This window comes from Acetobacterium carbinolicum (assembly GCF_047456275.1).
GTDB lineage: Bacteria > Bacillota > Clostridia > Eubacteriales > Eubacteriaceae > Acetobacterium > Acetobacterium carbinolicum.
Genome location: NZ_CP173357.1, coordinates 3,090,561 through 3,112,517, shown reverse-complemented (window position 1 = coordinate 3,112,517; position 21,957 = coordinate 3,090,561). Strand labels below are relative to the sequence as shown.

The following is a 21,957-nucleotide window of genomic DNA, read 5'->3' as shown; positions in this document are numbered from 1 at the left end:
AGGAGCGAAAAATGATGAAAAATACCGTATTTCCCTTTGTAGCGGTTGTTGGACAGACGGAAATAAAGAATGCTTTAATCTGGAATATCATTAATCCAAAGATCGGCGGGGTTTTGATCAGTGGTGAAAAAGGAACCGCTAAATCAACCTTGGTTCGAGGAGTCTGTCGACTGACAAAGGAAACGGCGCTGGTGGAACTGCCACTCAACACTACTGAGGACTGCCTGCTGGGAAATATCGATTTTGAGCATGCGATTAAATATGGGGAAAGAAAATTTGAACCGGGAATCTTGAAAAAGGCGGATGGTAATCTGCTATATGTCGATGAAGTCAATCTGTTAAGTGATCATCTGGTCAAATCACTGTTGGAAGCAGCCTCTTCCGGAGAAAACATTATTGAACGTGAAGGACTGTCCTATCGGCATGATGCAAAATTTATGCTGGTTGGTAGTATGAATCCGGAAGAAGGGGGATTACGCCCCCAATTTCTGGATCGCTTTGGCTTATATGTCGAGGTAGAAGGGGAAACGGATATCCGGATTCGAGCAGAAATTATTCGCAGACGGATTGAATTTGAACAAAACCCGGCCGACTACGAAAAGAAATGGCATTTAGAAATGAAAACCTTATCCAACCAGATTGAAGGCGCCTGGGATCAAATCGATGCTATTGTCGTTTCAGAAAATGCCATGAATCTGGCGGCATCGATGGTCAAGGAAGCCAATTGTGCTGGACATCGGGCCGAGCTGGTGATTATTGAAACCGCTCGGGCCATAGCCGCCCAGGATGGACGAAAGGTACTGAATATTTCAGATATCAAAGAAGCTGCTAAATATGCGCTGCCCCATCGTGTCCGGGAAGCAGACAGTGTGCCGGAGGCTACGCCGCCGACAGCGCCTGAGACGCCAGAAGAATCGGAAGAGCAGGACCAGCAGGCGCCTGATCAATCTCAATCGGAACCGGAAGTAGCGGATCATCCCGAAAACCCTTCCTCAGAAAATTCGGAATCATCGGAAGAACATCAGGAACAGCCACCGCAAGAGCAGCCAGAATCAGCAGAGCCGGAGAATGAGACGACCGATCAGAGTGATCCGGAGGATGATTTCTATCAGGGCGAAACAGAAAATCTGGATGCACCGGAATCTGTTTTTCAGATTGCCCGCTGGATTTCAGACAGTGAAAAAGCGACGATCTCCAAAGGCAGTGGAAAACGGAGCCTGATGGTAACCACGTCGCTTCAGGGACGGTATGTGCGGAACCGCTCTCCGATAAATGGTGAAATCCGGGACATAGCCTTGGACGCCACGCTTCGGACCGCTGCACCCTATCAGAAAGACCGGGAAAAGGATGGGATGGCAATTGCCATTAAAAAATCCGATATCCGGGTGAAGATTCGGGAAAAACGAACTGGAAATACGATTATTTTTGTCGTTGATGCCAGTGGTTCCATGGGGGCCAATAAACGGATGAAGGCTGTCAAGGGTGCCATTGTGGCGATGCTCAACGATGCCTATCAGAAGCGGGATAAGGTCGGGATGATTGTTTTCAAACATGATGCCGCCGAATTGGCTCTGGGTGTGACCAGAAGTGTTGAGTTAGCCGAAAAGAAACTGGTAACGCTGCCTACTGGGGGAAGAACACCTCTGGCAGCAGGGTTGAATATGGCTTACGAGGTGGTGAAGGCCGGAAAATATAAAGACGCGGATATGCTGCCGGTAATCGTCCTGATTTCGGATGGCCGGGCCACCTACAGCGACCGGGGTGATCCTTTTGAAGAAGCCATGAAAGCCGCTGGAAAGATTCGGGTCGAAAAGATAAAAACCATTGTCATCGATACCGATGAGCGTTTTGTAAAACTAAAGTTGGCTGAAAAACTAGCGAAACAAATGGATGCTGACCGCTATCAGATTGATGAGCTGAAAGCCATGAGTCTGGTCACTGCGGTTTCGCTTTCCTTATAATCAGCAAATGTCGAGTACAAGAAAAGGAATAATAAATGAATAATAAGAAAATATATCCCTTTACTGCTATCGTGGGTCAGGAAAAAATGAAACTGGCCCTGATTCTCAATGTGATTAACCCATCCTTGGGTGGGGTTTTAATCCGAGGTGAAAAAGGAACCGCTAAATCCACCGCGGTCCGGGCCCTGGCCGATCTTTTGCCGGAGCGTGATCAGGCTGAAGGCTGCAAATTCTCCTGTGACCCAGTCAATCTGGATCAAGCTTGTCAGAGCTGTCGTGAAAAGATAAAAAACCATGATAGCACGATCGTCAAAGCCAAGATGAAGGTTATTGATCTTCCGGTCAGTGCCACCGAAGACCGGGTCGTGGGAACGCTGGACATTGAACATGCTATTAAACACGGTGAAAAACGCTTTGAACCGGGGATTCTTGCCCAGGCTAACCGTAATATTCTTTACGTTGATGAGGTCAATTTGCTGGATGACCATGTGGTTGATATTCTATTGGATTCAGCGGCTATGGGAGTCAACACCATTGAACGGGAGGGAATCTCTTATACCCATCCGGCGAAATTCACCCTAGTGGGGACGATGAATCCCGAGGAAGGTGATTTACGGCCGCAATTGCTGGATCGCTTTGGCCTGGTTGTTGATGTTGTCGGTGAAGGGGAGATTAGCCAAAGAGTAGATGTTATTAAGCGACGTCTGGATTTTGAAGAAAACAATGACGCCTTTCATGAGCTGTATAAAGTCAATCAAAATGAACAGGTTGAGCGGATTCAAAATGCCGCGGTGTTTTTGCCAAATGTCCGCTTTGATGACCAGCTGCTTGAAACCATCGCCAGAATTTCCATGTCGTTGGGAGTCGATGGTCATCGGGCTGATATCGTGATGATGAAAACAGCGATGACGATCGCCGCCTATCATGGCAATGAATCGGTGACCAGCCAGGATATTAAAGAAGCGGCCATCTTTGTTCTGCCCCATCGGATGCGGAAGCGCCCCTTTGATGATTCTCAGTTTAATACCGATAGCATTGAAGAAATTGTTGATTCATTAATAGGCTGAGATGAACCAATTAAAGGGGGTAGAGAGGAGTAGAGAATGAATATTAATTCAGTGAGGGAGAATCAGAGTATGCGTATACATCGGTTACCAACAGGAGAAGCGGTTCACCGCTATCAGAAAAGTATTGTAATTTGTTTTGAAAGAAAAGTGAAGGTTTTATCAACAGCCCACCTAAATGGCGGATATTCTGAAGAACTTAAATCCGTCTTTAATTACGACGCCACCCAGGGTGCTGGCATGGCCTGTAAACTCCGGGCGGAAACCTACCAGGAGCACATGAAGATCATTACCGAAGAACTGGGCCTGGATGCCGATTATACCGCAGGCATCACGACCGCTGCATCGATGGAAAATGTGGCGATTAAAACCGTCGCCTATAAAAACTTAAGTGTGACCGTCATCGTAACCGGAGGCATTGAGGTCAATGGTGGTCGGGTCGGCGATCCCACCACCTGGTATGAGGTTAATGGGAAGCTCCATGAAATCAAAGAGGGGACGATTAATATTATCCTCTACATCGATGGCAACATGCCGCCGGAAACTTTGACCCGGGCGTTGGTCACCTGCACTGAGGCCAAAACAGCAGCGATTCAGGAGCTGCTGCTGGGGAGCATGTATTCTCGGGGATTGGCCACCGGGTCGGGAACTGATGGCACCATCTTGATCGCTAACGGGGAATCCCCGAACTATTATCAGTTTGCCGGCAAACACAGTAAACTGGGGGAATTGATCGGATTAGCGGTTAAACCAGCCGTAAAAGAAGCACTTTTTTTACAGACGGGCGCTAGCCCCGAGCAGCAATTCAGCATTTTAAGACGGATGCAGCGATTTGGTATTAAATTGGATACGATCTGGGATCAGTTTAAAACAGGGAATGACTTAGCCAAGCCGGAATTTGTTTGCCTGCTGGAAAAGCTGGATAAGGAACCAGAACTGGTGGTTCTTACCTCCCTCTACGTTCATCTTCTGGACCAATTCGATTGGGATCTGATCAACATGGAACAAACAGTTTCTGAAGCCAAGCAGATATTAAAACGGATGAATCCCCAGTTGGCAGGGTTTAATGGCACTGACTGGCAAGGTGTCACAAAAGATGGATTCATTGAAGCCATGACCCAGAAGATGACCGATTGTTTAGTTGGTTTACTGGAGGCGCAAATATGTATCGGATAACATTTATTCATTCACCGATGGATCACACCTACAATCTTAAGGAAGCTGTCAGGCTTTTTAAAAGTGAAGGATCTTCCAATAATGAAACGGTAACTAAAGATGAAACAAAAATTGCTGTCAGCTTTCTTACCAGCAACAAGCTGGATGATTCCAAAGAAGCATTTGACGCGGCCATGGCAGAACTGGAAAGAGCTGATTTTATTCTGATTTTTATTCATGCCGGACTCACTCAATTTAAGAGCTTCGCGCCGCTGATGGAGCGATTTGAAAATAAGAAACGCTTTTTTATCTGGTCCGGCTGTGATGAAGAAAACGTCATTGCTTTAAAAAAATCTGGTATTTCACCATGGGAACATGGGGAGATTCAGAAATATGCTCTGGACACCAGCACCGAAAACTGCCTTAACCTGATTAAATACCTGGGGGCCTATTATGGCTCGCTTAACATCGCATACAGCGAGCCCCGTCATTCCAGCTGGGAAGGTATTTATTGCCCAGGCCAGAAACTAAACGCAGAAGCAAGCAAAAAATCAAGTAAAGAACAAAGCATTGAAACCGCCCTTAAAGAAGCCCGGGCAAGCCAAAAACCAGTGGTCGGTATTTTAATGTACAGCAAATTGGTGCAGGAGAACAATTTAGAACACATTGATGCCCTGATTGCAGAAGTCAGAAAACAGGGAGCCCATCCGCTGGCGGTTTATTCGTCCTCAGCACCTAACCCCGCCATTGGCTGCTTAGGCTTTCAGTGGGTCGTTGATCATATTTTCACCACCGCCGGAATCGCAAATGTCGATGTGATCATTAACACCATGAGCCATTCGCAAAGTATCCTTTCAGATCCCGGGGATGGTACCAAAACGGTGGAAAAGAGCATTTATCAGGCCATCGATGTACCGGTGATTAAGGCCCTGACCACCTTCCAGAGCTATGAAAACTGGTGTGATAATTTGTGCGGAATCGATGCCATGTCTTTTCCCGGAAGTGTTTATTATCCGGAGTTTGACGGTCAGATTATGAGCTTTACGATTGCCTATTCGGTTTTTGTAAAAGATGAAATCGGCGATAAGACCATTAACCGACCGATAGCGGATCGGGTCGTCAATATCTGCGAACTGGCACTCAATTGGGCAAAGCTACGACAAAAGGAGAATGCCGACAAGAAGGTAGCGATCCTCTTTCATAATATGCCGCCTCGAAATGATATGATCGGCTGTGCCTTTGGTCTGGATTCACCCCAAAGTGTTTTTGATATGGTTAAGGCCTTGGCGGCCGATGGGATTACAACCAAATACGATTTTGATAGCGGCGATGAGATCATCCAAAAAATTATCGACGCCGTCAGCCTTGACACCCGCTTTTTATCGGCTGAACAAGCCCTTAAACGCAGTGTCGCGGTGATTGATAAGAGTGACTACCAGCCCTGGTTTAAGGCGCTGGAAAGTAAGGTCCAGGAAGAGATGATCCGGGATTGGGGCGATCCGCCCGGGGAAAACATGGTCTTTAAGGATCAGATGCCGGTGCCGGGAATTCTTAATGGCAACATTTTCATTGGGCTCCAGCCAGCCCGGGGCTATGAGGACAAAGCTGAAGAGGTTTATCACAGCACTGATATTGTACCGCCCCATCCGTATATTGCCTATTATAAATGGCTAAAAAATGGCTTTAAGGCCGATGTAGTGATTCATGTGGGAACCCATGGCACGCTCGAGTGGTTGCCGGGCAAAGAAATTGGCTTGTCGGCAGCCTGTTATCCCGATATTGCCATTTCCAACCTGCCCAATCTGTATCCTTACAGCATTACCGTCGAAGGTGAAGGCATCCAGGCCAAGCGGCGTTCTTATGCGGTTCTTCTGGATCATCTGATTCCTTCGATGGCGCAGAGTGGCAGCTATGACGAGATGGAAGAGCTGGATGACCTGATCAAACAATATTACCGGGCGGTTAGCACCGACCAGGGGAAAACTTCCTTTGTCCAGCAAAACATCCAAACCATTGTGATTGAACAAAATTACCTCACCGACCTGGATATCAGCCAGGAAGAGATGGAAGCAGAGTTTCCAGCCTTTGTAGAAAAACTCCATACCTGGGTGGAAGGCATTAAGAATACCTTAATTAAAGATGGACTCCATATTTTTGGACAGGTGCCGGAATCGGAACGGCTTTATCAGCTGGTTTGTGCCCTGCTGCGGTTATCAAATGGCAAGATCCCGTCATTAACCCAGGTAACTGCCAAAGCGATGGGGATGGATTACGAATTTTTGAAAGATAACCCCCAGCATCGGGATGCCGAAGGGGTCACTAACTTGATGAAATTTAATGAGATTGAAGCCTTAAGTCGGGAAGTAGTCAGAGATTACCTGCAAAATAAGACTGAACCAGACACCATTAGTGACCACATCAAAAGTCATTTTAAAGCTGTTAATCCGACGGATCTGGTTGATTTAAAGACGGTTTTCGAATTTATGAACAGTACCCTGATGCCAAAACTTTCCGCCACCACCGATGAAATGACCCATCTGGTTAAGGGGGTTAATGGCGAGTTTGTGCCGCCCGGGGGATCGGGAGCGCCCACCCGGGGCAGAGTCAGCATATTGCCAACCGGTCGCAATTTCTATGCCATTGATCCGGCGGCGGTGCCGACCCGGGCCGCCTGGGAGGTTGGCAAACAGCTGGGCCAAAAAATGATCGACCGCTATTTAGAAGACGAGCAGTGTTATCCGGAAACGATGGTGATTGTGGTCTATGCCGGAGAAACCATGAAAACCTCTGGTGATGATATTGCTGAAGTCTATTATCTGTTGGGGGTTAAGCCCAAGTGGCTGGAAAATTCAGACCGGGTTATTGGACTGGAAGTCATTCCCATTTCCGAACTGGGACGGCCCCGGGTGGATGTGACCCTACGTATTTCCGGACTGTTTCGGGATACCTTTCCCAATCTGATTGAATCGGTGGAGGAAGCGGTTAACCTGGTTGCCAGTTTGGATGAAAGCGATGAAGAAAACTTCATCAAACGAAATTTTCAAAATGAGGTCAGGGAGCTGATTCAAAACGGTGCCAGTATTGAAACTGCTCAGGAAGAAGCCGGGATGCGGATCTTCAGCGATCCACCGGGAACCTACGGGGCTGGGGTGACCCAATTAATTAACAGCAAGAATTGGGAAGATTTTACCGATCTGGGCAAGATCTATACTTTTTGGGGTGGCCACGCCTATGGTAAAAAGGTTCATGGTAAACGGGTTACCGAGGTTTTTGCCCGACGATTGTCGAAGGCGCAGATTACCATAAAAAACGAATCTTCCATGGAAATTGATATGTTAGAAAGCGATGATTTTTATAATTATCATGGCGGCCTGATTGCCGCGGTCCGCACCGCCTCGGGTCATAAACCCCAGTCCTATTGTGGGGATAGCAGTGATCCAGCCCGGGTTTCGCTAAACAATGTCAAAGAACAAACGGCTAAAATTATGCGCTCGCGGATTCTGAACCCCAAGTGGTTTGACGGGATGAAAGAGCATGGTTACAAGGGTGCTCAGGAGATTTCGGGAATGGTGGACTTTGTCTTTGGCTGGGATGCTACTGCAGATAGTGTTGAAGACTGGATGTATGAAAAGATTTCGGAGAATTTTCTGTTTAACAATGAGCGCCGGGAGTGGATCAAGAGCGTTAATCCCTGGGCCATTCAGAATATGACCGAGCGCCTGCTCGAGGCCGCCCAGCGAGGGATGTGGGAGGCGAAAGCAGAAAGTCTCGAAAAACTCCGGGAAATTTATATGGACATTGAGGGGGATCTGGAAAACTATAGCGAATAAGACTGCAGGGTAACAAAAAATGTCGGTTTGGAATTGCGAAAGTGCCGTGAATGTTGCGGATAGTTTCGCAATTATTGGAGAATTAAAAGGTTTAAGAGGAAGGGAAACAAATGCTTGAAATAATTGATTTGACAAAAAAATATAAAAGTCTAACAGCGGTTGATGCGCTTAATCTCACCATTGCGGATGGGGAGTTCTTTGGCCTGTTGGGCCCCAATGGCGCTGGAAAAACAACAACCGTGAGAATGATCAGTACCCTGACACCAAAAACAAGTGGAGATATTGTCATTGGTGGAGAAAGTATTGATCGGAACCTGATTTCGATCAAAGCAAAGATTGGAGTTGTCCCGCAGCAGAATAATCTGGAAAATGAAATGTCGGCCTGGGAGAATCTGGAAGTGCACGGGATGCTGTATAAGATGCCAAAAGAAAAACGACGACAAAAAATTGTTGAAATGCTTGCGTTTACGGAACTCACAGAACGAAAAGATGATCTCACCAAGAATTTTTCCGGCGGGATGAAGCGCAAGCTGATGATCGCCAGAGCCCTGCTTCACGAGCCGGAGCTCTTGCTTTTAGATGAACCAACGGTGGGGCTAGATGCCGCCGCCCGTCGGAAAATGTGGGATTTGTTAAAACGGCTGAAATCCAAGGGCTTAACGGTGCTGCTAACCACCCACTATATCGAAGAGGCGGAGATCCTCTGTGATCGGGTTGGACTGATTGATAAGGGAAAACTGCTGAGACTGGACACTCCGGTTAATCTAATCGAAGAGGTTGGCAAGGTAACGGTGGAATATTTTGCTGACGGAGAAACCCATGAAGAGTTCTTTCCGACAAGAGAAAAAGCCAACGAATATGCCGGTTCGCTAGAAGGTGATATCCGGATCCGTCCCTCAAACCTTGAGGATGTCTTCTTAAAATTCACAAACAGAAGGGTGGAATTATAATGAGTGGATTATACGGTATTCTCTGGCAGGAATTTGCTGTTTTCAAGCGAAAATTTGTAGCTACCAGCATCAGTTTTCTCATTTCACCGATACTTTATCTGGTCGCTTTTGGCTGGGGACTAGGCAGTGGGGTTGAGATCGGTGGGGTTTCTTATATGGCCTATATTATCCCGGGGATTATTGGGATGAGCACGATGATGACCAGTTTTAACAACACCGCCAATACCATTAATATTTCTAGAATTTTCTACAAGACCTTTGAAGATTATATGATCTCACCGATAAATATGACCGTCTATGCATTGGGAAAAATCATCGCAGGGGCATTCTATGGTATTTATTCGGCTACCCTGATTATTATCATGGTATCGATTTTCACCAATGATCTAGTGATTACACCTTATTTTATTTTGATTGCCCTATTAAACTGTTTTGTTTTTTCCGCGCTGGGCTTTTTAATCGGACTGCTGGTTAATTCCCATTCAGATATGGCCAAATTTACCAGCTTTGTGATTACACCGATGTCGTTTTTATGTGGAACCTTTTTTTCCATTGACAAGATGCCAGAAGTATTAAAATGGATTATTTACCTGCTGCCCTTAACCCATACCAATATTGCCTTACGGACGACCGGAGAATCATCTCAGCAAATGGCGCTCCATGCCGGAATTCTGGTCGCCTATCTGGTGGTCCTGTTTGTTCTGGGGGCACGACATTGCAAAACCGTTGAGTAATACAGTAGAGTAAGCTGAGCTTATTGAGATAAATTAAAATTATGAATTAAAATTAAAACAAAAGAGGATACAACGTGAAAAATAAAACTATTATCTATCCATTTACCGGAATTGTGGGTCAGGAAACGATGAAAAAGGCTTTGGTTCTCAATATCATCAATCCCCTTTTGGGTGGGGTATTAATTAGAGGGGAAAAGGGAACGGCCAAATCTACTGCGGTTCGGGCACTGGCGGATTTATTGCCGTCCCGTAGTCAGGTGGAAGGCTGCCCCTTTAGCTGTGATCCCCGGGAACCGGCCAATATGTGCAGTGATTGTCTTAACAAATATCAAAACCAGGAAACCTTTGTGGAGGTTTTTGGACGGATGAAGGTGGTGGATCTACCAGTCAGTGCTACCGAAGACCGGGTGGTGGGCACCCTGGATATTGAACACGCCATCAAAAAAGGCGAAAAGAAATTTGAACCGGGAATTCTGGCTCAGGCCAACCGGAACATTCTTTATGTCGATGAGGTAAATCTATTGGATGATCACATCGTCGATGTGCTGCTGGATTCTGCTGCAATGGGCGTGAACACCATTGAGCGGGAAGGGGTTTCTTTTTTTCATCCCTCACGGTTTATCCTGGTCGGCACCATGAACCCCGAAGAGGGGGATTTAAGACCCCAGCTGTTAGATCGGTTTGGGATGGTGGTGGATGTGATTGGTGAACGTAATCCTGAAAAACGGATTGATGTCATTAAAAACAGACTGGCCTATGAAAAGGATAAGGAAGCCTTTGCCAAACAGTTTACGACCGACCAGCAGGAGCTACGGGATCGCATTCTTATGGCGAAAAAGCTGCTCGAAAAGGTCAGCTATAGTGATCAGATGCTAGAGATAGCGGTAAAAATCAGTATCGAATTGGAGGTGGATGGTCATCGGGCCGATATTGCGATGATCAAAACCGCCATGACCATTGCCGCCTTTAAAGGTCAGACGGAGGTTGCTCCAGCCGATATGCAAGAAGCCGCGGAGCTGGTCTTGCCCCATCGCCTGCGTCGTACGCCGTTTGAAGAAGGCATTTACAATTTTGATCAGGTTGAGCAAATCATTAGTGCCGTCGGGAGTGCTCGCGATGCTGTCGTATAATTCGTTGCGGGACAGCGATCCCGGGAGAAGCCGGCCAGTTGTGGAGGAATGCCCGATGAATAAAAAAAACCTGAAGCAGATCGGACACCAGGATCGGCCTGCTTATCGCTTTCCTTTTGTCGCCGTCATGGGACAGGAAAGGGTGAAAAAAGCGCTGATCCTCAATCTGATTAATCCGCAAATCGGCGGGGTGCTGCTATCGGGGGAAAAGGGCACCGCCAAGTCCACCCTGGTCCGTAATCTCGGCCAGATTGCCCCGAATATGGAGGTGGTGGACTTACCCTTAAATGCCACCGAAGACCGGGTGATTGGCAGCATCGACATTGAAAAAACCATTTCTCAGGGTAAGCGAACGTTTGGCAGCGGGATCTTAAAAAAGGCCCACAAGAACATCTTGTACATCGACGAGGTCAATCTTCTCAGTGAGCACATCGTTAACAGTATTTTAGAGGTGGCCGCATCCGGGGTGAATCATATTGAGCGGGAAGGTATTTCTTTTGAACATCCCGCCCGGTTTGTACTGATCGGGACAATGAATCCCGAAGAAGGCTTTTTACGGTCCCAGTTTCTGGATCGGTTTGGACTCTATGTGGCGGTGGAGGGGTCGAAGAATCCGGTTGAGCGAAAAGAGATTGTCAAACGGCGTCTGGCTTTTGAACACCATCCGGCTGGCTTTGTTAAAGCCTGGGAAGAGGACACCGAGATTTTAAAAAACCAAATACTTGAAGCCAGAAAGAATCTGGAGGCGGTAAAAATATCGGAAACGGTGTTAAAGCTGACTGCTGATATTGTTAACGAGGCCTATTGTGCCGGTAATCGGGCGGAGCTGATGATGATTGAAACGGCCAAAGCTCTGGCTGCTCTGGCAGGACGTCAGAATATTAATATCGATGATATCAAGGAAGCTGCACAGCTCGTTCTGCCCCATCGCAAACGGGAAAAGCCCAATGATCCCCAGGAACCGGATGATCAAAATGATGAAGCGCCGGAGTAACAACCAGAAGAAAAAAAACAAGAAAGCCCGGAAAAAGATCAAAACGATGCTGAGGATGACAGCACCGATCAATCCGAGCCGGAGGCCTCAGAAGCGCCTGATGATAATGATAAAGACAATGATGACAATGATGCGGAGGATTCTGAGCAAGAAGAAATCGAGCCCCCGCAACAACCGGATCTGAGTGAGCTGCTGGATCAGATTGACGCCATCGGCCGAAGCTTTATGGTGAAAAACTTAAATATCAAGGCGCTTGACCGCAAAAAAAGAAAGGGCGAAGGTAAACGGCTTAAAACAAAAACCGATACCAAAAAAGGGCAGTATATCAAAAGTGCCCTGCCCCGCAATACGATTAATGACCTGGCCTTTGACGCCACCTTACGGGCGGCAGCGCCCTATCAGCGGGTGCGGGAAGCTAACGGCCTGGCAGTGATCATCAAAACCGAAGACCTGCGTGAAAAACTGCGGGAAAAGCGCACCGGCAGCACCATTGTTTTTGTGGTCGATGCCAGTGGTTCCATGGGTGTCAAAAAACGAATGGAAACGGTGAAGGGGGCGGTGGTATCACTGCTTACCGATGCCTATCAGAAACGGGATCGGGTTGGGCTGGTATCCTTTCGTAAAAAAGACGCTGAGGTACTACTAAACATTACCCGCAGTGTCGATATGGCCGAGAAATGCCTCCGGGATTTACCCACTGGCGGCAAAACCCCACTGGCCGCGGGTTTATTAAAGGGTTATGAAATCATTAAGAACGAACAGCGAAAAAATTCGGATCTGTTGCCGATTCTGGTGCTGGTTTCCGATGGACGAACCAATGTCGCACTGGGTGAAGGGGATTCCTTTACAGAAGCCCTGGAAATGGGCAAACGGATCGCCGGGGAGGGTGTCCAGATGATCGTCGTGGATACTGAGGTGGATTTTATTAAACTGGGTCTGGCCAGGAAGCTGGCCGCCGCTATGGGTGCCCGTTACTACCGGATTGAAGATCTGGAAGCGGATGTGCTGGCTGAAGCTGTCCGGGATCTTTCCAAAGAATCGTCATTTTAGGGGGAAACAGTGAGTAATCAAGCGAACAGACAGATAAATAAAAAACAGAGCGATTTAAAACAGACCAATGGCGTCAGGGCGTCCGCCCATCAAGAAGGCAAATTAAAACCAGGCGAGCCAGCTGATTCCGAAAATTTTTCAAAACGCGTTCGGGATGGTATCTTTCATCCCGATACAAAAATTGTTTTTTCGAGCTTGGCGGCTTATCAGAATTGGTATCGCGGTTTAGATGATGCCCAAATGGTGGTAGGCATTCTAACCCACTACGAAAACTGGAGTAAGAAAAAAGCGGCGGTGGAGGAATCCTTAATTCGGGAGTTGGAGGTTCAGGGGATTCGGGTGATCCCGGTTTTTAGTTATTCGTCAGCGGATGAAGAAAGTGGGGTAAAAGGTTTTAGAACCATTATCAGCGATTATTTTTCCAGCAATGGAAAACTCAGGATTGATGGACTCATTAATTTTCATATGCAGGCCGCTACCGGAAATACGAAATCCGGAGACTTGTTTTCTCAAAGTGTGGCTGTTTTTAAGAAAATGAATATCCCGGTTTTTCGGCCGGTTGTCAGTCGGCTCCAGAATCAACAGCAATGGGAAGCGAATTTAGCCGGTCTTTCGGCGGAAATATCCTGGGCCTTTACCACCAGTGAAATGATGGGGATGATTGAACCGATTATTATTGGTACCCGCAAAGACGCCCAGGATATGCTGAGGATGACGCCGATTCCCGAGCGGATTTCGCGGCTGGTGGCCAGAATTATTCGACGCATTGAACTTAAAAAGGTGAAAGCTACTGATAAAAAAATCGTGCTGATGCTACACTGTTCACCCTGTGCGGGCGTTGAAGCGACACTGGGATCAGGGGCCGGGCTTAATGTCTTTGAAAGTGTGGTGCGGATGTTAAAAACCTTGAAAGCTGCAGGCTACCAGATAGCGGACATACCCGCCGATGGACCGGCTCTTAAAAAAATGATGCTGGATAAAAAAGCCTATCAGGATTTTCGTTGGACCACGGTTGAGGACATTATCAAGGCTGGCGGTGACATCTATCGGATGCCACTGTCCGGCCAGGGCGGATACAATCAATTCTATGAGAACTTGGACCCGCTGCTCAGAGCGTCGATGGAAGCAGCCTGGGGACCACCGCCCGGGGAAGGGATGGTTTTCGAGAATCAGCTGGTCATTACCGGGCTGAATTTTGGTAATGTGTGGGTGATGCTCCAGCCCAAACGGGGCTGTTATGGCCCGAAATGTACCGGGGAAGTCTGCAAGATTCTTCATGATCCAGCCTGCCCGCCGCCCCATCAGTATCTGGCCACCTATCGCTATATTGATGAGTTGTTAAAGGCCCATGCCGTGGTTCACGTCGGGACTGCTGGCAGTCTGGAGCATTTGCCGGGAAAAACCAATGCGTTGTCAGAATTCTGTTGGCCGGACGTGGTGATTGGCAATCTGCCTAATTTTTATTGCTATAATGCCGCCATCGGTGTCGAAGGCGTTGGTACCAAGCGCCGTAATTATGCGGTGGTGCTTGATTATCTGCCCAGCTGTCTTAATACCGATTATACCCGGATTGAAGTGATCAATGAGTTGGGAAGCTACCTGGAGGCGGTTGATGTTCAAAGTCAGCAGGTTGAAGTGATGCAGAATAGTATTGAAAATCGCATCAATCAGACACCGGAATATCGCAAAATCGTTGATAAAGAAGCGGTGTTTTTAGAAGGTGTTAAAAAACTCAAGGGTCTACTAACTCAGTCCATCACTCACTCCTTTGAACAGGAAAATCATATTTGGGGAGAGGTTCCCAAACTCAGTCATCAGGTATCCTATATCAAAGAATCAATTGATGGAACCAGCTTGTATGCATCGCTGGTGAAAAAAGATTGTATTGATGATTATACCTATCATTCGGAAATGTTGTTGTTGATTTCTGGTTTGCTCAACCCGACTAAAACTGCAGAACTCCAGTCGCACCCCAGTGATGTGATGGTACCGGGCATTCTGGAAGCGGCAGTGCTGGAAAATGAAATAAAAAATAACCAAAGCAGTTTGATGAGTGTTGAAAATGAATCAAGGGCCCTGATCGAGGCCTTGATGGGGGATTACATAGAGCCGGGGCTGGCGGGCTCACCCCGGGATGGACTGGGGCGGATTATGCCAACCGGGCGAAATTTTTACTTGATGGATACCCAAAAAGTCCCAACCCAATCGGCCTATGCCATTGGGGTGGAAATGGCGGATCAATTAATTGACCAACATCAAAAAGACACCGGACAATTTCCCGAAAAGGTGGCCATGAACATGATTTCCACCGACATCTCGATGACCAATGGAGAACAGCTTTCTCAGGTTCTGGCCTTATTGGGCGTTACACCGGTCTGGAATGAATCGGGGATTGTGATGGATGTCAAGGCGATTCCATTAGAAGCACTGGGACGGCCGAGAATTGACGTGATCATCCGGATTTCCGGCGTTTTAAGAGATTCCTATCCCGATCTGATTGCCTTGATGGATCAGGCAGTGCAAATGGTGGCTGTGCTTAACGAACCAGAAAGCTTAAATTTTGTTCGCCGCAATGCCTTAAAAACAATCAATGAACTGGCAGGAACAGAAGAAGTGGCCCAGGAAACGAGGTGGCGGCGTGCCACCATGCGGATCTTTGGCGACAAGCCGGGAACCTACGGCTCTGGCGTAGATCTGGCCTTAAAAGCCAGTGCCTGGGAGTCGGAAGATGAGTTGGCCAAGGTGTTTACCTCATTTTCGGGTTATGCCTATGGCGATGGTTTAAACGGAGCGGTGTCCCATAAAGAATTTGTGGATAACGTTAAGTCGGCGGAGCTTGTTTTTGAAACCTCAGTGAGTAATCGGTATGACCTGCTTTCATCTGGCTATAGCGCTTCGGTGATCGGCGGTTTTAACATGGTCAAAAATCAGTTTGATCAGGATGCGCTCAAACAATATCACGGGACCTCCAACAATAAAGAAAAGGTAGTTATTACAACAATGGCAGATGAGCTCAATCGCATTGAAGGCACCTTATTTAATCCGCTCTGGAACCGCTCAGTAATGGACAAGGGCTATCGTGGTGCCGCCGAGGTAATGCGAAAGGCGCAAACCATTTTTAGCTGGAAGTGTACCACCAAAAATGTTGATGACAGGGCTATTGATGAAATCGTTAAGACCTATCTCGGTGATCCGGAAATGGCAAGCTGGCTTAGCCAGGAGAATAGCTTTGCCATTGAGGAAATGTCAAGACGATTTCTGGAGCTCCACCAACGACAAAAATGGAATCCTAGTCTCGAGGCATTAGAAATTTTAACAAATATTTATATGAAAATTGAGGGTGATATGGAAGAGCTGATGGAAGAATCCCAGGGTGATTACCAGGGCGGGACAATCGAAATTGTCGGTCACCAGGATGTGGAAGCATGGAACAAAAGTATTCAGGAAGTGGATGCCCTGTTCGATTCAGAGAAAAGTCTGTAAAAAGAAGTGATGGGTGAGATCACAATTTTTAAGACGTGTAACGGAGGTGGTTATTATTTCAAAAGAAAGTGTGCTAATTGTCCTTTGGACTACCGGTCGCTGTAATCTGGCCTGCGAATACTGTTATGCCGGTTTAACCCATCTAAAAGCGGATATGGATTTTGAGACCGCGGCTCAGACGCTGGATCTGTTTTCCGATCATTATATGAAAATTCAGTTCGCCGGGGGAGAACCGCTGCTGAACTACCCTTTAATCTGTCAAGTGGTTTCTTATGTGAAGGAAAAAAATTACAATGCCAGCTTTCAGATGCAGACCAACGGCATCTGCATTACCCCGGAGATTGCCGTGGGCCTGAAAAAAATGAGGATTGCCTTAGGGGTCAGTCTTGATGGTCCCCCGGAGGTGAATGAGTTTACCCGGGGAAGGACAAGAGACGTGATTGCCGGGATTGGGTGTCTGGCTAATGAAGGAATCAAAATCAATCTCAACAGCGTGGTGACCAGTCACAGCATCACACAGCTTCCCAAGCTGGTCAGTTTCGCCTATTATTTGGGTAATGTAGGCGGGATTGGCCTTGATTTATTGCGGGATGCAGGGCGCGCCAGAGACCAGCGGGCGATCATCAAAAAAGCCACCCCAGAGCAAATCAAGACAGCGTTGACGAAAATGGTTGAGACTGCTGAGGAATTATATCGGCTGACTGGTAAAAAAATTGTGATCCGTGAGGTTCATGAAGCGAAGCAGCGGTTGAAAATGACCTCGTGCAACAAGGAATACTGTTATGCATCCTGCGGTAGATCCTATGTCGTGCTGCCTTGTGGCGATGTTTACCCTTGCGGATCACTAATTGAAAATCCGAAATATTTTATGGGGAATGTGGTAAAAGCGCGCCCCTTAAAAAACGTTGTCATTGTAAAGGCAGAATCGCAAGGCTGTAAAACATGTGACTATTATAGCATCTGTCCCGGGGGCTGTCCCTCGCGCCTGATCTTAAATGATGAAAAAAAACAGGACACCTCGCTGGACTGCGTGTTAAAAAAGGCCGCCTTTGAGCTGGCCAGACAATAACAAGGCTTGGTGAAGTGGGAAACGATTAAGACGCAAGTTTAGCAATCATATCGCTGTTTGAAAGTAAGTCTACGGCAGGTCGTTTGCTTAATGATCAAAAGCGACATACGCCTGAATAACCGTCTTAAGTTCAGAGACCCCTTCGCCGGTCAATGCACTTACCGGGTGAATCTTATCAGGGTGGACTCCGGCATAAGTCAGGTAGCGTAGACTTCGCTTGAGGTTACAGTGTTTATGATCAATTTTGGTAATAACCCCAATTACGGGGATGTTATAGGTACAGACAAAATTAGGTGGAACCGAGTTTTGGTGATCGGTGCTGGAATTAATTAGAATAATCAGCCCCGCATCACAGGTTACATTAATGGCCTGAGGACGAAAACAGGGTAATTCAACAAATTCGCCAGGGGTATCAATAAAATGATCAGAATAACTGACCTGCTGGGTTTTCCCATAGGTAATAAATTCATTGGTCAGCCGTAAAAATAGGGTGGTTTTACCGCTACCGATCCGTCCGATGAGGGCGATGCGATTTTTATTATTGGCCATAAATAAATCCTCCAGTCTGCAAAAAACAAAAAAACCTTTTTTAAAAAAGGTTTGCAAATACGGAGTTGTTTCCGTGACGCCTGCAGTTGATCGGTGGGGCGTCATTTCGTTTTATTCTCACATTTTGCAGCCTTCTTTGAAGCTTCAAACAGATCGTGTTTTGACAAAAATATCCTGACTCAGAGGGACATCATACACACAGCCTTCTTGGTTAACCCAATGACTGAATGCGTCCATATTCTTCTCCTTACAGTAGCAAAGAAACTGTCGCGGATTTTTACCGCGTTCCTTTTGTAAACACTTTTTCTAGTTTATTATAGTCTAAAATCGGTCAATAATCAAGCACCTTGATCATTTTTAAAAGGACCAAGGATTAATACAAGTGAAGAAATTTGGCTGCTTGCGAAGAAAAAGGGTTGGTTACTTGACATATGCCAATAACCTATTATATAATTCAAAACATATCTAAACGTTACAAAACAATACTAAAGTAATGAAAAGGAGATGTGATGAAGAGCGTTAAGAATTGGTTAGTGGTATTATTGGTAATGGGAATAATTATCAGCTTGGTATCAGGTTGTAGCAGTAAGGCTGACGGAGCGCAAGAGAAAGTTGCTGAAAGTCAAAGTCTCGCTGGTCAAACCTTGTTTGTGTACTGTGGGGCTGGCATGACCAAGCCTTTCGGGGAAATTGCCGATAAATTCAAAACAGAAACCGGTTGTGAAATGGAAGTTGTTTATGCCAATGCGGCCCAGCTTCAGAATCAGATTAAGACAACTGGTGAAGGGGATTTGTTTATTGCCGGCTCCGCTGATGAATTGGCACCAGTTAAAGATTTTGTTACAAAAAGTAAAGAACTGGTCAAACACATCCCTGTATTGGCTGTAAAAAGCGGAAACCCACTGGGAATTTCCGGCTTAAACGATCTAGCAAAAGAAGGGGTGGAAGTTGTGCTGGGTGATGGCGATGCCACGCCAATTGGTAAGATTGCCAATAAAGCGTTAACAGATCTGGGGATTTTAAGCAATGTCAATGTCATTGCCCGGGCAGCCACAGCACCGGAAATATTTAATGCCCTGTCCGTTGATGAATGCGATGCGATTATTGTCTGGAAAGAAAATGTGACTGGTTCCGCCACCGAAATTGTCAAGACAACGGATCTGGATACCTATGTCAAAAAAGTTCCGGCGGCACAATTAAGCAGCAGTAAAAATACCGAAACACTGGATGCGTTTATGACATTCTTAGATTCGGATTCTGCAAAAGCGATATGGGAAAACTATGGATACGAAGTAGTTAATTAAACGATCTGATGAGGGAACGATTTTCAGTATTTAGTTTATTTGAAATCATTACAATCGTCATTACGGTCATAGTTATTAGCTTTACCTCAGTACTGATAGTGGCAATCGTCTTAAAAGGGTTACCCTATTTGGGTCAGGCATTTTATTCAGAAGAAGTGCAATTCGCTGTTAAAATGAGCCTGTTCACCGCAAGTATATCCACAATCATTTGTATGGTGCTCGCCATTCCCACCGCATATGCATTAACACGGACTGCGTTTCCCTTTAAAAAACTGTGTCAGATGATGATTGAACTGCCATTATCGATGCCCTATCTGGTTTTGGGTCTTAGTTTATTAATTATTTTTTCGTCAGACTTTGGTAAGGCCCTTAAAGAGTTGGGATTTAAGGTTGTCTTTGATAAAAATGGTATCATTATTGCTCAAACCGTTGTCAATCTTCCCTATGTAGTCCGATTTATTCGGACCGCATTTGAGGAAGTTGATGAGCGACTGGAGTTTATTTCCGGCAGTCTGGGAGCGACGAAGTGGGAACGCTTCATAACCATTACCTTACCGCTATCCAAGAATGCCATTATCACAACTATTATTTTAGCCTGGTCAAGGGGCCTCGGCGAATTTGGGGCGACGCTGATGTTAGTAGGAGCCACCCGGATGAAAACAGAAACCCTGACGACATCCGTTTATTTAAATCTGGCAACCGGGGATACCGGTGCTTCCATGGCATCGGCAACAATTATTCTGATTATTTCGCTGATTTCTCTTTTTCTGACCAACTGGATTGGCAGGAAAAATCCCCAGGAGAGCAGGATGAAGGACGTGAACCGATGATTAATACAATGGTTGAAATTAAAGACTACTCCATTAAATTAGGAACCTTTCAATTGAATAATATCAATTTAAACATTCGTGAAAAAGAAATCTTTGCCGTGCTGGGCAGAACCGGATCAGGTAAAACTGTTCTGCTGGAGTCCGTGGCCGGTTTTTATCGGAAATTCTCTGGTGAAGTGTGCATTCAGGGAAAGCCGGTAGTCAAAATTCCTTTAGAGAGGCGGCAGATTGGTTTTGTTTATCAGGATTTCGGTCTGTTTCATCACATGTCTGTTTATGAGAATATTACTTATGGATTAAAAATTTAAAGAAAAGACAAGGCCTATAAAAAAGAAATGGCTGATAAAATGGCTGAAATCTTGTCCATCGGCGATATCTTGAATCAGTATCCGGGAACCTTAAGTGGGGGTGAACGTCAAAGAACGGCCCTTGCCCGGGCACTGATTCTTAATCCAAAATTGTTGTTGATGGATGAGCCCTTTTCATCCTTAGATCCGGCCACCAAAGAAATGATGTATCAGCAAATTAAAGAAATTCATAAACTATTTGGCTGTACTATTTTATTTGTAACCCATGATTTTAATGAGACGCAAGTAATGGCTGATCGGATTGGCATTATGGTTAAGGGTGAACTACGGGGGGTCCGTAAAAGTACGGACTTGTTTAAAAACTGTCAGGATCAGGAAGTTAACCAGTTTTTATTGGGACGATACGAGAAAGGAGGAGCCGTGCATGAAAGAGTTTGCTTTGCAGGTTGAGGGCATTATGTGCCCAAAATGTGTTAAAAAAATCAAAGAGACATTACTAAGTAAGGATGGTATTGATGATGTTGGGGTTAGTGCGGATTTTACGACAGTAACGGTAAAACTAGATGAAAATAAAACGAATGCTTTACAGATTGGCAGTATTATTGAGAAAATAGAAGATAAATCATTTAAAATAATCAATTGAACATGGGGGAAGATATGGCGTTTATAGCAATTAATGAAATCGACCGGCTGATTAATGAGGATGTTCCTTATATTGACTTGACCAGCTGGACACTGGGGATCAGAGAGCAGGAGGCTCGGATTACTTATTTTACACGAGAAGACGCGGTTGTGTGCGGAACCGAAGAGGTGCGAGCGGTTTTTGATCGGATGCATATTGAGATGGATCATATGGTTGTTTCCGGAGAGAAGATTACCGCTGGTTCAGAGCTGATCACAGGAATCGGTCGGGCTGAGGATTTGCATATGGCCTGGAAAGTAGGACAGAATATTCTGGATAATTGTTCGGGAATCGCAACAAAAACACGAAAAATGGTAGATGTTGTTAAATCTTATAACCCGAATATGGCCGTTCTGACAACCCGAAAGGGTTTTCCCGGGACCAAAACCCTGGCGACCAAAGCCATTATGGCGGGTGGCGCCATGCCTCATCGGTTGGGTTTGTCTGAAACCATTCTTGTTTTTAAACAGCATCTGAATTTTATCGGTGGATTTGAGGGTTTGATCGACAAACTTCCGCAAATAAAAGCGGAATGTTGTGAAAAGAAAATCATTGTTGAAGCAACAACGCTGGAGCAGGCAGTTAGTCTTTGTCAGGCTGGAGTAGACGGCATCCAGTTTGACAAAATGAGTGCAGAAGAGCTGACTGGGGCAGTGGAACGTTTAAGAAAAGAGTTTCCATCCGGTATTTTATTGGCGGCCGGCGGAATCAACGAGACGAATATTTCAAAATATGCCCAAACAAATGTAAATGGGATCATTACAACCAGTTTATACAGTGCCAAGCCCATTGATATTGGTGTTAAAATAGACAGAAATTAAAAGTACTTACACATTGAAACCAGAAAAATTGGAGTAAGCATTT

Annotated in this window: 16 protein-coding genes, 1 pseudogene and 1 riboswitch; of the genes and pseudogenes, 16 read left to right on the top strand and 1 reads right to left on the bottom strand. The window is 46.0% G+C overall.

Translation table 11 applies throughout. The features are described 5' to 3' along the window. The first annotated feature begins 11 nt into the window (after positions 1-11). The 11 genes from ACIZ62_RS14545 to ACIZ62_RS14495 all read left to right on the top strand — a co-directional run bounded on the left by ACIZ62_RS14545 (position 12) and on the right by ACIZ62_RS14495 (position 17,420). A complete protein-coding gene (locus tag ACIZ62_RS14545) occupies positions 12-1,961 on the top strand; it encodes a VWA domain-containing protein (RefSeq protein WP_242988526.1) in 1,950 nt (649 codons plus the stop codon). Positions 1,962-1,996: 35 nt separating this feature from the next. Continuing rightward, positions 1,997-3,028: an ATP-binding protein gene (locus tag ACIZ62_RS14540; RefSeq protein ID WP_111889237.1), complete on the top strand. Its 1,032-nt coding sequence runs from the start codon at positions 1,997-1,999 to the stop codon at positions 3,026-3,028. 36 nt (positions 3,029-3,064) lie between these two features. After that, on the top strand, positions 3,065-4,201 hold the full coding sequence (locus tag ACIZ62_RS14535; RefSeq protein WP_414150467.1) for an adenosylcobinamide amidohydrolase: 1,137 nt from the start codon (positions 3,065-3,067) through the stop codon (positions 4,199-4,201). Beyond that, entirely contained in the window at positions 4,189-8,010 is a 3,822-nt protein-coding gene (cobN, locus tag ACIZ62_RS14530) for a cobaltochelatase subunit CobN (protein ID WP_414150466.1), read from the top strand. The genes ACIZ62_RS14535 and cobN overlap by 13 nt, the downstream gene beginning before the upstream one ends. A 110-nt stretch (positions 8,011-8,120) precedes the next feature. Next, positions 8,121-8,960 carry an ABC transporter ATP-binding protein gene (locus ACIZ62_RS14525; protein WP_111889240.1) on the top strand — a complete coding sequence of 280 codons (840 nt, stop codon included), beginning with the start codon at positions 8,121-8,123 and terminating at the stop codon, positions 8,958-8,960. Next, positions 8,960-9,694: an ABC transporter permease gene (locus tag ACIZ62_RS14520; RefSeq protein ID WP_111889241.1), complete on the top strand. Its 735-nt coding sequence runs from the start codon at positions 8,960-8,962 to the stop codon at positions 9,692-9,694. The genes ACIZ62_RS14525 and ACIZ62_RS14520 overlap by 1 nt, the downstream gene beginning before the upstream one ends. A 128-nt stretch (positions 9,695-9,822) precedes the next feature. Next, entirely contained in the window at positions 9,823-10,824 is a 1,002-nt protein-coding gene (locus ACIZ62_RS14515) for an ATP-binding protein (RefSeq protein WP_111889804.1), read from the top strand. Next, complete coding sequence (locus tag ACIZ62_RS14510) at positions 10,811-11,818, top strand: ATP-binding protein (protein WP_414150465.1); 1,008 nt, start codon at positions 10,811-10,813, stop codon at positions 11,816-11,818. Before ACIZ62_RS14515 ends, ACIZ62_RS14510 begins: the two co-directional genes overlap by 14 nt. A gap of 225 nt (positions 11,819-12,043) precedes the next feature. Then, on the top strand, positions 12,044-12,868 hold the full coding sequence (locus tag ACIZ62_RS14505; protein WP_414150464.1) for a vWA domain-containing protein: 825 nt from the start codon (positions 12,044-12,046) through the stop codon (positions 12,866-12,868). A gap of 9 nt (positions 12,869-12,877) precedes the next feature. After that, positions 12,878-16,351: a cobaltochelatase subunit CobN gene (locus tag ACIZ62_RS14500; RefSeq protein WP_414150463.1), complete on the top strand. Its 3,474-nt coding sequence runs from the start codon at positions 12,878-12,880 to the stop codon at positions 16,349-16,351. A gap of 13 nt (positions 16,352-16,364) precedes the next feature. Continuing rightward, the gene (locus ACIZ62_RS14495) at positions 16,365-17,420 is read left to right on the top strand and encodes a radical SAM/SPASM domain-containing protein (protein WP_111889244.1); all 1,056 of its coding nucleotides are present in this window, start codon (positions 16,365-16,367) and stop codon (positions 17,418-17,420) included. Positions 17,421-17,507: 87 nt separating this feature from the next. Here the strand turns inward: ACIZ62_RS14495 and ACIZ62_RS14490 are convergent, their stop codons facing one another. Continuing rightward, a complete protein-coding gene (locus ACIZ62_RS14490) occupies positions 17,508-17,969 on the bottom strand; it encodes a EutP/PduV family microcompartment system protein (RefSeq protein ID WP_111889805.1) in 462 nt (153 codons plus the stop codon). Positions 17,970-18,115: 146 nt separating this feature from the next. Beyond that, positions 18,116-18,301, bottom strand: a riboswitch (cobalamin riboswitch). A gap of 177 nt (positions 18,302-18,478) precedes the next feature. On the opposite strand from ACIZ62_RS14490, the gene modA reads away from it, so the two are divergent. The 5 genes and pseudogenes from modA (at position 18,479) to modD (ending at position 21,914) form a co-directional block, all read left to right on the top strand. After that, on the top strand, positions 18,479-19,273 hold the full coding sequence (modA, locus tag ACIZ62_RS14485; RefSeq protein WP_414150462.1) for a molybdate ABC transporter substrate-binding protein: 795 nt from the start codon (positions 18,479-18,481) through the stop codon (positions 19,271-19,273). A gap of 8 nt (positions 19,274-19,281) precedes the next feature. Then, positions 19,282-20,103, top strand: coding sequence for an ABC transporter permease (locus tag ACIZ62_RS14480; protein ID WP_111889246.1), 822 nt, complete (start codon positions 19,282-19,284; stop codon positions 20,101-20,103). Next, positions 20,100-20,861, top strand: a pseudogene (locus tag ACIZ62_RS14475) (ATP-binding cassette domain-containing protein). Before ACIZ62_RS14480 ends, ACIZ62_RS14475 begins: the two are co-directional and overlap by 4 nt. Next, positions 20,836-21,054, top strand: a complete 219-nt coding sequence (locus ACIZ62_RS14470; RefSeq protein WP_111889248.1) for a heavy-metal-associated domain-containing protein — start codon at positions 20,836-20,838, stop codon at positions 21,052-21,054. The pseudogene ACIZ62_RS14475 and the gene ACIZ62_RS14470 overlap by 26 nt, the downstream one beginning before the upstream one ends. 14 nt (positions 21,055-21,068) lie before the next feature. Beyond that, the gene (gene modD / locus ACIZ62_RS14465) at positions 21,069-21,914 is read left to right on the top strand and encodes a ModD protein (protein WP_111889249.1); all 846 of its coding nucleotides are present in this window, start codon (positions 21,069-21,071) and stop codon (positions 21,912-21,914) included. Positions 21,915-21,957 lie beyond the last annotated feature (43 nt).